The following is a 13984-nucleotide window of genomic DNA, read 5'->3' as shown; positions in this document are numbered from 1 at the left end:
CTCGCCTGTGTGTCGAGGCTAGTCTCAATGATGCTTGCGGTCGAGCCGCTGGGCCAGGACTTCGGTCACGTGGAACGGTCGGCGTCCCGTGAAGTGGGCGATCTGCTCCCGGCAGGAGACGCCCATGACTGCGATCACCGCATCGTCCGGCTGCTCGAGGACTTTGGGGAACAGACGATCCGCTCCGACCTTGCGCGAGATCTCGTAGTGTTCGGCCTCGTAGCCGAACGACCCGGCCATCCCGCAGCAGCCAGCGCCGCTTTCCTCGACCTGGCAACCGGCAGCGCGTAACAGGGTCATCGTGTGTTTGATACCGACGAGCGCCTTTTGATGGCAATGGCCGTGGAAGAGAACGCGTGGACCGGGATCGGATCGCCAGGGAATCTGCAAACCTTCGTGTTCCACCGCCCGAGCGAGGAATTCGTCGATGAGGAAGCTGCGTTCGGCAACGGCTGTCACGTCCGGGCTGTCCGGTAGGAGGTCAGGATACTCGTCGCGGAAGGTCAAGATGCAGCTCGGCTCGGTACCGACGATCGGAATGCCTGCACGGGCGAAGGGTGCCAAGAGTGCCACGTTCTCACGCGCGAGCTGCTGAGCGTCGCGCAAGAGACCCTTGGAGATCATCGGTCGACCGCAGCAACGGCGCCGTTCCAGGACGAGCACTTGATAGCCGGCTGCTTCGAGGAGCGCGACCGTTGCCCGACCGATCTCCGGGTAGTTATAAGTGGCAAAGGTATCGTGGAAGTACACGACTGGGCCGCGCAGGCCATCGGTCTGCGGGACGTGCTGTTCCCGGAACCAGCGATCGAAGGGAACGCGTGCGAAGGTGGGCAGGTCTCGCTCCGGGTGTATGCCCAGCAGGCGCTTGCCCACCACGCCGAGAGGGCTGCGGGCGAGCAAGTTACTCACGGGAGCCGTGCGAGAACCGATGCGGTTGAGGAGATGAATGTGTCCGAACGCGCGGGCACGCAGGGGCGTGCCGTGGGCTGCATAGTATTGGGCCAGAAACTCCGATTTGATGCGAGCCATGTCGACGCTGGAGGGACATTCCGTTTTGCAGGCCTTGCAGGAGAGACAGAGATCGAGCACTTCATAGGTGCGGGGATCGGTGAAGTGACGGGGGGTCAAGATGCGCCCGGCCAGCGCGTTCCGCAAGACGTTCGCTCGTGCTCGGGTCGTATCTCGCTCGTCGCGCGTCGCCATGTACGAGGGACACATGGTGCCGGTACTGAGCTTGCGGCAGACTCCAGCACCATTGCACATCTCGATCGCACGGAGAAAACCGCCGTCGTGCGCAAAGCGGAAGAAGGTCTTGGGTTCCAATGGTCGGTAATCGGGGCCATAGCGAAGATTCTGATCGAGCGGCGGGCAATCGACGATCTTGCCGGGATTCAGCAGCCACAGCGGGTCGAAGGCTGCTTTGAGTTCCCGCATGCACTGGTAGAGAGTGGGGCCGAACAGAAGCGGGTTCAATTCACCCCGGGCGAGGCCGTCACCGTGCTCTCCACTCAGCACGCCACCGAATCGCTTCGCTAATTCGAGCGACCCTTCGGTCAGGGCTCGCATGATGCGCACGCCTTCGGCGGTCTTGAGGTTGACCAATGGCCGCACATGGAGACAGCCGGCACTGGCATGGGCATAGAAGGCGGCGGTCGTGCCATGCTCGGCCACGAGACGAAGGACCTCGCGGACGTAGTCAGCAAGATGCTCGACTGGCACGGACACATCCTCGATGCAGGCGATCGGCTTGAAATCGCTCCGGATACTGTAGAGCAGACCCAGTCCAGCCTTGCGGACGGCCCAGACATCAGCCTGCTGCTGGCGGTCGAGGATGGCGAGTGGATCGCGTCCCAACCGTTTTTCACTGGTCAGGGCGAGCAGCCGATCGATTTTCGCTCGGAGTTCGGACTCGCTGTCCGCGAAGTACTCGATCATCAAGAGTGCTTCGGGATTGCCACGCAGGAAAGCGATGCGGGGTGCGTAACCCGGTTGTTCTCGGGTGAGCCGGATCAACATGCCATCCATGAGCTCGACCGCTGCTGGACTGGTCTCCAGCAAGGAGGGGACTGCCTCCATCGCGGCGACGAGGTCATCGAATTGTAGGAGTACCAGGCCAGTGTGCCGAGGCACGGGAACCAGGGCAAGCGTGTATTCCAGCCCGACGGCCAGGGTTCCTTCCGAACTCGCCAGGAGCCGGGCAACGTTGAGCTGTGGCTCCAGTAAAACGGGCAACCCGTAGCCGCTCGCTCGTCGCCAGTGCTTGGGATAATCGCGGGCGATCGCTTCCCCATATTCCGCGCGCAGTCGCAAAAGCTCACGGTACAGCTGGCCTTCGCGCGACTCGCTCGCTGCGCGTCGCTCCACTTCTTCCCAGGGGAGGGGACGGAACGTCAACTCGCTCCCGTCGGAAAGAAGCGTGTGAGCCTCCACGAGGTGATCGGCCGTCATGCCGTAGAGGATCGAGTGGGATCCTGATGCGTTGTTCCCGATGACCCCACCGATCGTCGCGCGATCGGCACTAGCGGGATCGGGGCCGAACATCAGACCGTACCGACGAAGGCGTGCATTCAGCTGAGCCAGCACCATGCCCGGTTGAACGCGGACGAGGCGGGCGGACGGGTCGATCTCGAGTAACTCGTTCAGATATTTCGAAAAGTCGATGATGACTGCTCTCCCGACCGCCTGGCCAGCCAGGCTGCTACCACCACCGCGTGGGAGGACGGGAACGCGATGCTCGCGGGCCAGTTCGAGGGTCGTGCGCACATCGTCGTAGGTCCGGGGGATGACGACGCCGAGCGGTTCGATCTGGTAGTTCGAGGCATCGGTGCTGTAGAGCATGCGAGAGTACAGGTCGAAGCGAACTTCACCCTCGATGCGCCAGCGGAGAGCCTGCTCGAGTGCTGCGACAGCCTCTCGTGTTTCCCGATCGATCCCCGCCATCGCGTTGGTCGATACTGTCTTCACCGTGCTGTCCCTTCTGGGGTTCCCAGCTCACCGACCATGCACGGTGCAGTCTAGCATCGGAGGGTGGTGTGGGTCAGTCGGCGAACTCTTCGACATCCGGATCGTCGTCTCGCCAGAGTCGTTGAGGCGGTGCAAAGCCGAGGCGGACGAGTTCCTCGATGACGGCCAGGATCACCTCATCGGGTGTGGAGGCTCCAGCCGTGATACCGACGCGACGGACCGGAGCGAAGAGCGCGGGATCGAGCTGGTCGGGCCGCTCGACGAGCACACTCGGGGTGCCCAATGACCGGCTCACCTCGACGAGACGAGCAGAATTGGAGCTCTTGCGTCCACCGATCACCAGCACGAGGTCGACCGTGCGTGCCAAGCGAGCGAGCGCTTCCTGTCGTTCCCAGGTGGGCTGACAGATGGTGTTGACGACGCGCAATTCTCCACCATGTGGCAGCACCCAGGCAGCGAGTGCTTGCGCGAACGCCGTGAACTCGTCGGTTCGTTTGGTCGTCTGCGCGATGAGGGCTACCTTCCTTGGTGGAGGTTGCATCGCCCCAGTACCCCGTGGACCATCCCAGGGCAGGTCGTCAAAGCTCTTCGCGGCGCAGGCGCGCTCGGTCCCTGCCCAGCCCAGGACGCCACGCACTTCGGGGTGTTGTGCGTCCCCGTACACGACGAGAAAGTAACCCTGGAGCGCAAGCTTCTGAGCCAATCGTTGTACTTTCGTGACCAGCGGACATGTGGTGTCTATTACTTCGAGATCGTACACCGATGCTTCCTGATAGCGAGTCGGTGGGGCACCATGCGCGGTGATCGCCACACGATCGAGCCCGTGTCGTTTGGCTTCGACCGGGTCAGTCACCGGCAAGACGCCCTCGCGCGTCAATTGCTCGACGACGATCGGGTTGTGGATGATGTCGCCGAGCGCAGCGACAGGCCGCTCGCGAGCGGCGTTCCGCACGATTTCGAGGGCGCGGCGAACGCCCCAGCAGAACCCGAGCACCTCCGCGACCACGATCTCCTTCTCGCCGACAGTCGCGTTCGACGGTGTACCTCGGCTGCTCATCGTGTCCCCCTCTCTCGCGCGATTCGTTCCGCTGTCAGCACGAGGCGATCTCTCTCCGGCGGTATGTCCTCACCGAGGACGCGACTCGTGACAGCAGCAGAGAGCAGAACGCCGGGTAGGCCTGCGCCGGGATGCGTGCCAGCACCGACGAAGTAAAGGCCCGGGATGCCGGAGCGATTGTGGGGTCGGAAGTACGCGGACTGCAGCAGCGTCGGTTCGAGCGAGAAGGCCGCACCGTGACGACTGCGGAGAACGTCGCGAAATTCCATCGGCGTCCATTCGGCCTGGGCGGTGATCGCCTCGCGCAAGCCATCGAGACCGTGGAGCGCTTCCAGAGTCGTCAGGACGCGGTCGCGGAAAGCTCGTCGCTGCTCGGCGGACCACTCACCAGTCTTCCCGAGATGCGGGACCGGAACGAGAATGTAGAGACTCTCGTGCTGGGGCGGGGCGAAGGTCGCATCGGTGTGTGCGGGAGCGTGCAGGTAGAAGGCAAGTTCGGAGAGTGTGCCGTTGCCATCGAACAGCTCTCGCAGTTGCTGCTCGTAATCGAGCGGCATGATGATGGTGTGGTGCCTGAGTTGCTCGTAGCGCCGAGCGACTCCGAGATAGAGGAGGTAACAGCTCATCGAGTAGCGCGCTCGGGCCAGCAGGAGGCGGAGAAGCTGCGGACGACTCGCGGGCGGCAAGAGATCCAGCACGGTGGTGGCCACATCGCTATTGGCGACGACGGCTTTTGCCGGGAGCAGGTCCCCATTGGCGAGTGCGACCCCGGCCACGGCTCCGCGGTGGTCGGTGAGGATCCGCGTCACCGGTGACCCGTAGCGGATCTCTCCGCCCAGTCGCTCGACGAGGCGCGCCAAAAGCAGGACGACAGCGCGCATGCCACCCCGTGCGAAGTGGACCCCTTCCAACCGTTCCAGGTAGGGGACGATGCTGTAGATCGCGCTCGCCCGCAAGGGGTTACCGCCGATGAACAGCGGATGGAAGGAGAAGACCATACGGAGATGGGGTTCGCGGAAGAATCGACCGGCGAACCGGTAAACACTCTCGTGTGCCCGCAAGGCGAGGAGTTCGGGAACCACCCGCAGAAACGACGTCAGCGAGTCGAAGGGTTCACGAGCGAGGTCGCCGAACGCGCGCTCGTAGATCCGGCGCGTCGCGGTCATGTACGAGCGGAAGGCCGGAACGGCAGCGCGATCGTACCGGGCGATCTCCGCTTCATCGAGCTCGGGTTCCCCCCAGTAATCGAACCAGGTCCCGTCGCTGAACATGATCCGGTACGCCGGTCGGAGCCGGACGAGCTCCAGTTCGTTCTCGAGGCTGGTTTCAGCGAGCCGACAGAGTTCGTCGAGGAGGGAGGGAAGCGTGATCAGCGTCGGTCCCGTATCGAAGCGATAGGGGCCCAGTTCCAGGTAGCCAGCGCGGCCGCCGGGACGTTCCAGTGCCTCGACGACGGTCACCTGGTATCCAGCGGCCAACAAACGGACTGCCGCAGCGAGCCCACCGAATCCTGCTCCAATGACGACGATGCGCGTCATTCAGCGCTCCTCTCCAGCAAGTTGGGTGGCCAAACGGTCGTCAGAGGGTAGCGCAACCGGCTGGGAGGCTCGCAAGATGACCTCGAGTTGGCGCGTCGCCCACGCAACGTCGGTTTGGCTCGTGACTACCATCGGCTCTCCGATCGTGACGACGATCGGGGAGCCGGTGGTCTCCAACTGGACAGGGAAGACGGAAACGGGGCTGCTCGCCCGAGCAGCCGCTGCGCGAGCGATCCACACTGCTCCTGGAGCGAGACGATCGTTCTCGCTGCGCCGTGCGGGGAGATGCGGGTCGACCAGTGGGTAGCCCTCCGGGAAGACGACGAGCAGTTGACCGGCTGCGACTCGTCGAACCGCTTCACGCAGGCCGCCGACGAGGAGTCGGTGCGCCTCGCGTGGTGAGTAGACCTGCCCCGGTCGGTCGATTTCGCGCGGCCGGACGATCGTCGGCCAACCAGCAGTCCGGCAGAGCAGTTCCATGACGCGACGCCAGCGTCGATCGGGTACCCAATCGAGCGCGACCAGGAAGCGCACCGGACGATCGATGATCGCCAGGAGAGCGCGACCATCGTCGAGATGGTGGACGTGCTGGGCAGCCAAGATTGTCGGCCCGGTCGGTAACGGCTGGGCGGTGCGGAAGACGATCGGCCGACGGAGCGTGAGGCGGGCAAGGGTGCGGAGCACGAGCCAGGAGATGCGTTCGACCACGGGTTCGGGCTCCTGCTGATCCGCACGGCGTGTGCCAACACGTGTCGAGTCATTGGTGACGAGTGCCAACGTCGCGGGGAGCAGGCCGGCAACGAATGCCAGCGCGATAGGTCCCCACAGTCCGACCGTTGCGCACAAGGCGCTCGCAAATAGGATGTTGGCGGCGTAGATGGCATAAGGGAAACTCGCTGAGCGGAGTACGGGTTCGGCGCGCCAGGCCCAGCGGCTCGCGGCTGTGAACGCCATTCCGGTGAGAGCCCAACCGGCGAAGTTGATGAACGGCATCCCGAAGTAGGAACCGGTTTGATGCCACACCCAAAAGCGTGCCTGCATCGCCTCGTGCGCCATCGCCGGATCGAGCACGAGGTCCCAAACGACTAGAAGCCAAACGCCAGTGAGCACTGGAGGCCAGGATGACCCGCGACGGGGCAAGTATCGGCGCAGCCGAAGCGCTAAAAGATAGGACGCGAGCCCAACTGTGAACCACGAAAGCGGAATGGTGAACGGCACGCGATCCAAGATCTTGTAGCCGAGTCCACTCGTATAGCTGTAGTTGCCGAAGGGCCAGCCAGTGCTGGTGCCGATGAGTTCGGCGCTCAACGAGATGGTGACACTGAGCAGAAAGAAGGTGAGCGTTCGACGTGGGCCGATCGTACTCCAGGCATAAACGAAAAGCGCGGCAGCGCCGAGCACGATGTAGGCGACGCCGCCCCACTTCATGCCGAAGCTATAAACGGAACGGCCGAGTTCGAGGTGCGCCCAGAGGTCCGGGCGCTGGAGGGCGATCGCGATCCCTCCCACGCCGAAGAGGAGCGCGACGACATAGCCGCTATAGAGAGCCCACGCCAAGCGACTCGCGCGCATGCTGCACGTCCTTTCCGATCGGTCGTCCACGCCACGTCGGCCGGCGGTCCCAGCTGCTCATCAGGAGGCGCACGACAACGAGCGGATCAGCCAACGGTGAAAGCCAGTACCAGATCGGCCGCCGCGGGTAAGCACGTCGGATTCCCCACGCCATCCCGAGCCGGACACCGAATGCGAGAACGGCGGCCGGCCGCAGACATGGCTCGACTCGGCTCGCCAGGAGCAGTGGCAGCCAGGCGCCTTGCGTACCGGCGAGGAGTGCCGCATCCAGGAGGTTCCGCCACGGGGCGCGCTCCTCGTTCGCGGGGAGCGAGCGCGGCCACGCGTGCCAGATCGCTCGACCGTCCCGATACATCGTGACGTAGGAGTCATCCAGCGCATCCCAGAAGGCGACCCGATGGCCGAGCTGCAGGAGTCGACGCGCCGCTGCCACGTCTTCGGCGTTGGTATGGGCGAGAGAACGGAGGTCGTCGAGTGCTTCGACGGCCCGATGGTGCAGGAGCATGGCTTGCCCGTTGACCAATGCGTCGTCAGGCTCGGAAAAGAGTCGGCCGGGTACGCCGTAGCGGTACACCAGGGTGGTCAGGAAAGCGGCATGGAGGAGCCAACTGCCGATGTCCGGCATCGGTCGCTGCTGGAGGGCCACGCTCCCACAGGTGACGCCGTGCTGCACAGCGAGCGCGAGCATCCGCTCGGCGAGCGTCGGGGCCGGCCGGACGTCGGCGTCGATGATCAAGTACCAGTTCGCTGGAAACGCCTGGCAGGCCTGCACGAGACCCCAAACCTTGCCGTTCCATCCAACTGGCGGTGAACCGGCTGAAAGCCAGCGGACGCGTGAATCGCGCATCTGGTAGGCGGCGACGAGCTGGGCTGTTCGATCGCTCGAGCCGGTGTCGACGACCACGATGGCGGAGACGAGTGACGGCTGGTCGATCAACCCTTCCAAGCAGGCTGCCAACCGACTCTGTTCGTTCAGTACCGGCACGATGGCGACGACGCGCTCGTCGGGTGGCCGAGCCTCACTCGTCGCAAGGCTGGTGTCGCGCAGACGCTGGCGAGCGGAGCGGACGAGTCGCGCCAGCGCGATGCTGTGCGCAGCGATCACGAGCAGTGCGAGCAGCCGTGAGAAAGCGCGTCCGCTCATCCGCTGATCCCTTCCCCCAGCGTGACGAGCAGTCGCGATAGGAGCGGAAAGGCTGGGTGTTCGGGCCGGACGAGCTGGTGATCACCCGGTGCTTCGATGAAAAATCGCAGGTTCTTGAACGCGCGGGCGAAGTTCCGGGTATCGCGTGGCGGGACAGTCGTGTCGTTACGGCCCTGAACGATGGAGACCGGGTTCTCGACGAGTTGGGCAGCCTGACGGGCGCGGTCGGCGGTCATCGCGAGTTCGCGCAGCAAGCGCCAGGGGAAACGGAACGACCGTAACTCGTCGCGCACGAGTGGATCCGAGGGATCCAGCACTGGATTCCATCCGGAAAGCGCTTGCCGAACGGCCGGGTCATCGAAATCGACGCGGGCGAAAGGGCGCGGGCCGGCGCTGAATCTCTCGAAAAGCGGGATCAGTCGACGGTACCAGAACGGCAGGGGCAATCGAGAGAATGGAGCGAAGAGAACCAGCGCAGCTGGTTGCAGGCGCGCCGCGAGCAGCGTTGCCAGCGCACCACCGAGCGAGAAACCGACGATGACCGCGTTCGAACCGGTCCGGCTGGCGGTGCGCAGGAGCGCATCTTCCCAATCAGCGAGTGTCACGAACGCCAGTTCGTGGATCCGAGCACCGAACCCGGGTAGCAGTGGTGCCGACACAGTAAAGCCGTGCCGGTGGAGAATCTCAGCGAGTGGTCGCCACTCGGCCGGTGTGCCCATGAACCCGTGAATCAAGATGAATGCCGGTGATCGACCAGCCAACTCGATCGGTTGGTGTTCCGGCGAGCGGAAAGGCTCGCTCAAGCGATGCCAAAGCTCGGACATGGGCAGTTTACTCCGTGGGATAGTCGACGATGCATTTGCCAGGCTCGGAGTAGAGCCACTGCTTTGTCATCGTAGCCAGCAACCGCCCGCAGACGGATGGTGTCGTAGTGGTTGCGCTCGATGACCTGGAGGATCGCGCCATACACCTCGGCGGACACGATGATAGCGAGGCGAACGCGAGGGGGCAGGCACGGATAGCCTCGGACCGCCTGCCGGTAGAACTGGCGAGCACGCATGATCTGTAACCGAATCACGGCCTGCAACCGGTGATCGGGTGGACGGAACTCGCTGGCGAGTCGCTCCAGTTCGTGAGGCTGGATGCCGAAGCGGGTCAGATCTTCGATGGGCAGATAGAGACGCCCTCGCCGGAGATCTTCCCCCACGTCTCGCGCGATATTGGTGAGTTGCATCGCGATACCCAGTGCATTGGCGGCCGATTGGCCAGGTCGACAGTGGACACCGAGGAGAGGAGCGAGCGTCAGCCCCACTGCCCCGGCGACCTGGTAGCAGTAGTGATAGAGCTCAGGGAGCGATCGGATGCGTCGGGGGAAGAGATCATCGAGCAGTCCGTCGATCAGGTCACGGGCGTACTGGGTTGGAAGATCGTAGCGCGCGTACACGCGAGCGACCGCGCGGGCGAGCGATGGGTTCGGTACCGGAGTGGCGAAGTCACTGACGAGCCAAGCTTGCCAACTGCACAGCAGCGCCTCAGCCTGCCGTGGATCCCACCGCCCCGTATCCGCGATATCATCCAGATAGCGGAAGAACGCATAGATGGTGGTCACGTCGTGTCTCGTCTCGCGCGGCAAAAAACGACTCGCCAGCCAGAAACTCCGGCCGTGGCGCGCGAGGATCGCGTTCCAATCGGTAGAGCCTCCTTGCCTATCCGATCCTCTGAAGATCGAACTAATCATTGCTCAAGACACGCGCTATCGAACAAAAAAGCACCACCAGAGATCATCGACAGCATCCGCCTTCGACTCGGAGTATAGCCTTCCGGTCCTTGGATGTCAAAGCACAGTCTCGAGAACATCTCGGGTCGTTGCGGACCGCCACGTGGATGGTGACGGATCGTCTGGGCAGGCGACGCGCCGCGTGCGAAGCGGGGGTATCGGTGCTCCTCCAGGTTTCGCAGGAGAGGAGTAGAAGTTCTGTTTTCATGCGCGAAGCATTCGAAACCAGCCTGTCGGTAGTCGAGGGCACTGGCGTCAGACCTTTTCCAACAACTGCCGATGAGATCGGTCCGACGACGGAAAGGATTCACGCAGTTCCGCAGCTCTCTTGCCAAATGGGATGAGTTGGCCTGAGGTGACTCTGAGTCGGGAAGGAGTGCGAGCCGGGGCTTTGGCCGACCCTGTACCCCGGCTCGCTCTTCGACGCCGTGCGAGCGACGATCGTTCAGGCACACAATCCCTGGAGAAGTACCGGCAAAGCTGTCTCGACCAGGTCGCTCGCTTCCTTGCCGCTCAGGCGCGCATTGGCATGCATCGCTTCTGCGGTCGAGAGGATCGCCAGGGCAGCGAACCGTGTATCGACTGGGCGCCCCTCACCGCGCTGTTGCGCGGCTTGGAGGAGATTCTCGATCGGGCGAACGAGGCAATCGAGCGCGAGATCGGTCAACCGCTTGCGGTGCTCTTCGGAAATGGCCGGGAAATCGGCCAGGAGCATGCGCGCCAGGTCGACCGGCGGGTGGCTGGCCAGCCACTGCAACACGGCGCGGAGCCCGGCTTCCAGTGATGCACCAGCTCCGGCGATCGCCTGCTCCAATCCCTCGCGATGGGCTTGCAGCCCGCGCTCGGTCACGGTGACGTACAACTCTTCCTTCCCGCCGGGGAAGTGATAGTAGAGCGACGCCTGCCGAATCCCGAGTTCTTGCGCGATGTCGCGCAGTGTCACCGCCTTGTAGCCACGCTCGGCGAACAAGCGCTCGGCAGCCGCCTGAACTCGTTCTCGTGCAGCACTGATCGTGCTCACCACGGTACCCTCCCTATCGTCAGGACTTCTACTGAACGGCCAGTCACACTATAGCAAAAATTGTCCCCGACGTCAACCGGCCGTTCCGATCATGTCGAGCGATTGACCCGTGGTGAACTGTGCGAAAGTATTGACGCTAGTTTGCCGAATCAGAATCATTTTGCGCTGAACAGCCGTTCGAGATCTGCTCAATCCGTGCCGTTCACGTATGATCAACGAAGGGAAGGAGCGGGTATGGGAGAGCGGCTCGTCGGTTGGTCTCGCGCCTCGCAGCGCACGCTTTTCTGGGTGATTCGCCTGCTCGTCTTCGCTGCTTTCTTCGATCTCTTCGTCCAGTATCCGATCGCTGCTCCGTATGCAACGACGCTCGGCGCGGGCCCGGCACTCGTCGGGCTGATCGTCGCCGCCTACTCGATGGCGAATTTGGGAGCGAACCTGGTCGCTGGAGCGCTCCTCGATCGGTTGGGGCGGAGCGGGCCGCTCTTGGCGAGTCTCCTGCTCACGGCTTTGACGGTCGCTTGCTATGCCCTGGTGAGCACACCTGGACAACTGCTCGGTCTTCGGCTCGTTCATGGCGTCGTGGTCGCTGTTCTGGCTCCCGGGGCGTTCGCCTTGGTGGGAGATTTGGCCCCGCCTGAGCAACGCGGGCGGCTGATGGGAACTAATGGCGCGATGATCGCGCTCGCGGCGATCGTCGCTCCTGCTATCGCTGGCATCCTGCAGGAGCGCGCCGGATACGCTGCTGTTTTCCTCCTCGATGCTCTCGTGCTCACAGGGGCTGGCATCGTTTTTCTGGGTTTCTGGAAGCGTGTCGCCCGGAGTGGGCCAGTACGAGATCGGGAGTCCTCCGCGACCGGGGGATGGAGTGGGTTGATCCGGCAAGAGATCGGCCCGTTCGCGACGATACTCGCCTTTGCTATCGCGCTCGGCATCTTCGTCACGCACGTGCCGGAACGGCTCGAGTTCCTCGGGATTCCTGCTTCCGTTCGTGGCGCTGCGTTCAGCACGTACGGTATTTTGGCTGCGCTCGTCATGATCAGTCCGCTGCCGAGCCGTTTCCTGCGCCGAGCTGGGCTTCAGGCGAGTGCAGCGGGACTCTCGCTCATCAGTATCGGCTTGCTCGTCGCCAGTGCCGTTCGGTCGGTTTCGCCGGCCTCTCTCGAGCAGCTAACCCTGATCGGTGCGGCGATCTTCGGCATCGGCTTCGGGCTGCTCTTCCCGACGGTGACGGCGGAGGCCGCGCGTCGATCACCGCCGGGCATGCGCGGACGGGCGTTCGGCGTCTTCTACGCACTCTATTCCCTCGGCGTAGTCCTGGGTGCATTAGCGAGCGGCTGGTTGACCGAGTTCGTTGGGCGGGCCTCGGGCTGGCCGCTCGTGGCTGGTGCAGCGGTGGCTGCACTGGGTTGTGTGGTTCCGTTCCTCGAGCGACGCACCCGCGAGGAAGTCGCGTTATGACGGTGTGTTTGGGGAAGCCCCTGAGTGAGTTCACGGAGAAGTCTTTCCAGTCCCTCGGAGAGCGCAGCCACTATCTCGGGTGGCAAGCGATGCGCGGCGAGGCTGATCGCTGCCGGTGGGGCAATTTCCGAAAGAGCCACCAAGCGCCCTGCCGGAGTAGCAGCGACGAGGATCGCTCGACGATCCCGAGGATCGGGCTCCCGGTGTGCCAGTCCAGCTTGTTCCAGTGTATCGATCAGACGAGTCGCGGCGGCGCGCGAAATGCCCAAAAGTGCGGCCAGTTCGCTGGCGCGGAGCGGCCCAAGCACGATCAAGAGGTGCAGCGCGGCGATTGACCGTTCGAGTGAGAGCGGCTGGATCGTCAGCTTCTGCTCCAGAAGCCCGAGCACTCGGGCAGCCACAACGACAGACAGAAGGAGTTCGGTGACTGGTGTATCCATCTCCGATGGTCGTGCTGACCGGAGTTCCACGAGTGTCGATCCGTTTTCCAGTCGCCCGGTAAGGTCGTGCGTCATCTGCACTCTGACAGATGACACCGTCCGGACGTCTCCCCTAAAGGTCACGAATCGAGCCGACGTTCATCCTGGTGACCGATCGTGACCCGCGTCATTCGGAACCACGATGATCCGTTCTGGCGGAGGAGCAGGCTGTCCATTACTGGTGAGAGGCCACTGATTTGGCGAGGGCTGGGGTTTCGTGTAGGCTAGCATGCTGGTGTACATGGTGCAGGGTGGGAAGGTGAAGAGACGGAGCTGGCGACCATGACTGAGCACCCAGTAGTGAACGGCGAACGTCGAACGGTTTTCGGGAAAAAGGTCAAGCGCCTGCGCCGGCTCGGCAGGACACCGGGTGTCATTGCGGGACCGGTCGTTCCTGAGCCGATTCCGGTCGCGGTGGATGAGCGTGAGTTCGAGCGGGCATTCCATCACGTCGGGACCGCGCGGCTTGTTGATCTCGTCGTCGACGGGACGACGTATCCGGTGTTCATTCGTGAGGTCGCGCTGCATCCGGTCACCCGCGAAATTCTGAACGTGGAGTTCTATGCTCCTGACCTGGCTCGACCCGTGACGGTCACGGTGCCGGTCCTGACCGTCGGCGAATTGGCGCCGGATGTGGTCGGTGTCGTTACGATCCAGACGCCAGAGCTCGAGATCCGGGCGCTGCCGGATGCCGTTCCGGAACACATCGAGGTCGACTTGAGCTTGCTCTCCACCGAGCGCACGGTTATTCATGCTGGTGAGATCCCGTTGCCAGTCGGTGTCGAACTCGAGACCGATCCGGACGTGGTCGTCGTCGTGGTCGAGGAGGCAGAAGAAGCCGAGGCGGCAGAGGAAGCGACCCGCGTCCTCGCAGAAGAGATCGGCGACCGGCCGCGCTCGGCGGAGGAGGGTGCCGCTCCGGTGAAAGAGCGGAAGTTGCGCGAGAGCGAGTGAACGCCCGGGCTCGCTTGAGA

The 13984-nt window shown here is 63.6% G+C and carries 10 protein-coding genes and 1 pseudogene; 2 read left to right on the top strand and 9 right to left on the bottom strand.

Going from position 1 to position 13984, the window contains the following annotated elements; genetic code table 11:
• Window positions 1–24 precede the first annotated feature (24 nt).
• The 8 genes from TRD_RS05430 to TRD_RS13590 form a co-directional block, all read right to left on the bottom strand.
• Window positions 25–2964 carry an FAD-binding and (Fe-S)-binding domain-containing protein gene (locus TRD_RS05430; RefSeq protein ID WP_015922118.1) on the bottom strand — a complete coding sequence of 980 codons (2940 nt, stop codon included), beginning with the start codon at window positions 2962–2964 and terminating at the stop codon, window positions 25–27.
• A 73-nt stretch (window positions 2965–3037) separates the two neighbouring features.
• The gene (ispH, locus tag TRD_RS05425; RefSeq protein ID WP_015922117.1) at window positions 3038–4021 is read right to left on the bottom strand and encodes a 4-hydroxy-3-methylbut-2-enyl diphosphate reductase; all 984 of its coding nucleotides are present in this window, start codon (window positions 4019–4021) and stop codon (window positions 3038–3040) included.
• Window positions 4018–5559 carry a phytoene desaturase family protein gene (crtI, locus tag TRD_RS05420; protein WP_015922116.1) on the bottom strand — a complete coding sequence of 514 codons (1542 nt, stop codon included), beginning with the start codon at window positions 5557–5559 and terminating at the stop codon, window positions 4018–4020. Before crtI ends, ispH begins: the two co-directional genes overlap by 4 nt.
• Window positions 5560–7131 (bottom strand): carotenoid biosynthesis protein, encoded by a 1572-nt coding sequence (locus tag TRD_RS13600; protein ID WP_015922115.1) that lies wholly within the window; start codon window positions 7129–7131, stop codon window positions 5560–5562.
• Window positions 7097–8275 (bottom strand): glycosyltransferase family 2 protein, encoded by a 1179-nt coding sequence (locus tag TRD_RS05410; protein ID WP_015922114.1) that lies wholly within the window; start codon window positions 8273–8275, stop codon window positions 7097–7099. The genes TRD_RS13600 and TRD_RS05410 overlap by 35 nt, the downstream gene beginning before the upstream one ends.
• Window positions 8272–9099, bottom strand: a complete 828-nt coding sequence (locus tag TRD_RS13595) for an alpha/beta hydrolase (protein WP_015922113.1) — start codon at window positions 9097–9099, stop codon at window positions 8272–8274. The genes TRD_RS05410 and TRD_RS13595 overlap by 4 nt, the downstream gene beginning before the upstream one ends.
• A complete protein-coding gene (locus TRD_RS05400) occupies window positions 9075–10013 on the bottom strand; it encodes a phytoene/squalene synthase family protein (RefSeq protein ID WP_015922112.1) in 939 nt (312 codons plus the stop codon). The genes TRD_RS13595 and TRD_RS05400 overlap by 25 nt, the downstream gene beginning before the upstream one ends.
• 484 nt (window positions 10014–10497) lie before the next feature.
• On the bottom strand, window positions 10498–11073 hold the full coding sequence (locus TRD_RS13590) for a TetR/AcrR family transcriptional regulator (RefSeq protein ID WP_169302285.1): 576 nt from the start codon (window positions 11071–11073) through the stop codon (window positions 10498–10500).
• A gap of 234 nt (window positions 11074–11307) precedes the next feature.
• Between TRD_RS13590 and TRD_RS05390 the strand changes: the two genes are divergently transcribed.
• On the top strand, window positions 11308–12531 hold the full coding sequence (locus TRD_RS05390; protein WP_015922110.1) for an MFS transporter: 1224 nt from the start codon (window positions 11308–11310) through the stop codon (window positions 12529–12531).
• A gap of 185 nt (window positions 12532–12716) precedes the next feature.
• Here the strand turns inward: TRD_RS05390 and TRD_RS15340 are convergent.
• Window positions 12717–12971: pseudogene (locus tag TRD_RS15340) on the bottom strand (MarR family transcriptional regulator); the annotation flags it as partial.
• A 321-nt stretch (window positions 12972–13292) separates the two neighbouring features.
• Between TRD_RS15340 and TRD_RS05380 the strand changes: the two are divergent.
• Window positions 13293–13964, top strand: coding sequence for a 50S ribosomal protein L25 (locus TRD_RS05380; RefSeq protein ID WP_015922109.1), 672 nt, complete (start codon window positions 13293–13295; stop codon window positions 13962–13964).
• Window positions 13965–13984 lie beyond the last annotated feature (20 nt).

The sequence above is a fragment of the Thermomicrobium roseum DSM 5159 genome (assembly GCF_000021685.1).
In the GTDB taxonomy this organism is placed as follows: domain Bacteria; phylum Chloroflexota; class Chloroflexia; order Thermomicrobiales; family Thermomicrobiaceae; genus Thermomicrobium; species Thermomicrobium roseum.
Note: the sequence above shows the minus strand (reverse complement) of the source record. Positions and strands in the feature narration are given on the sequence as shown.

Excerpts from the sequence above, each read along its gene's own strand:
- ispH (WP_015922117.1), bottom strand. The coding sequence starts at position 4,021 with ATGAGCAGCCGAGGTACACCGTCGAACGCGACTGTCGGCGAGAAGGAG.
- crtI (WP_015922116.1), bottom strand. The coding sequence starts at position 5,559 with ATGACGCGCATCGTCGTCATTGGAGCAGGATTCGGTGGGCTCGCTGCG.
- TRD_RS13600 (WP_015922115.1), bottom strand. The coding sequence starts at position 7,131 with ATGCGCGCGAGTCGCTTGGCGTGGGCTCTCTATAGCGGCTATGTCGTC.
- TRD_RS05410 (WP_015922114.1), bottom strand. The coding sequence starts at position 8,275 with ATGAGCGGACGCGCTTTCTCACGGCTGCTCGCACTGCTCGTGATCGCT.
- TRD_RS13595 (WP_015922113.1), bottom strand. The coding sequence starts at position 9,099 with ATGTCCGAGCTTTGGCATCGCTTGAGCGAGCCTTTCCGCTCGCCGGAA.
- TRD_RS05400 (WP_015922112.1), bottom strand. The coding sequence starts at position 10,013 with ATGATTAGTTCGATCTTCAGAGGATCGGATAGGCAAGGAGGCTCTACC.
- TRD_RS05390 (WP_015922110.1), top strand. The coding sequence starts at position 11,308 with ATGGGAGAGCGGCTCGTCGGTTGGTCTCGCGCCTCGCAGCGCACGCTT.
- TRD_RS05380 (WP_015922109.1), top strand. The coding sequence starts at position 13,293 with ATGACTGAGCACCCAGTAGTGAACGGCGAACGTCGAACGGTTTTCGGG.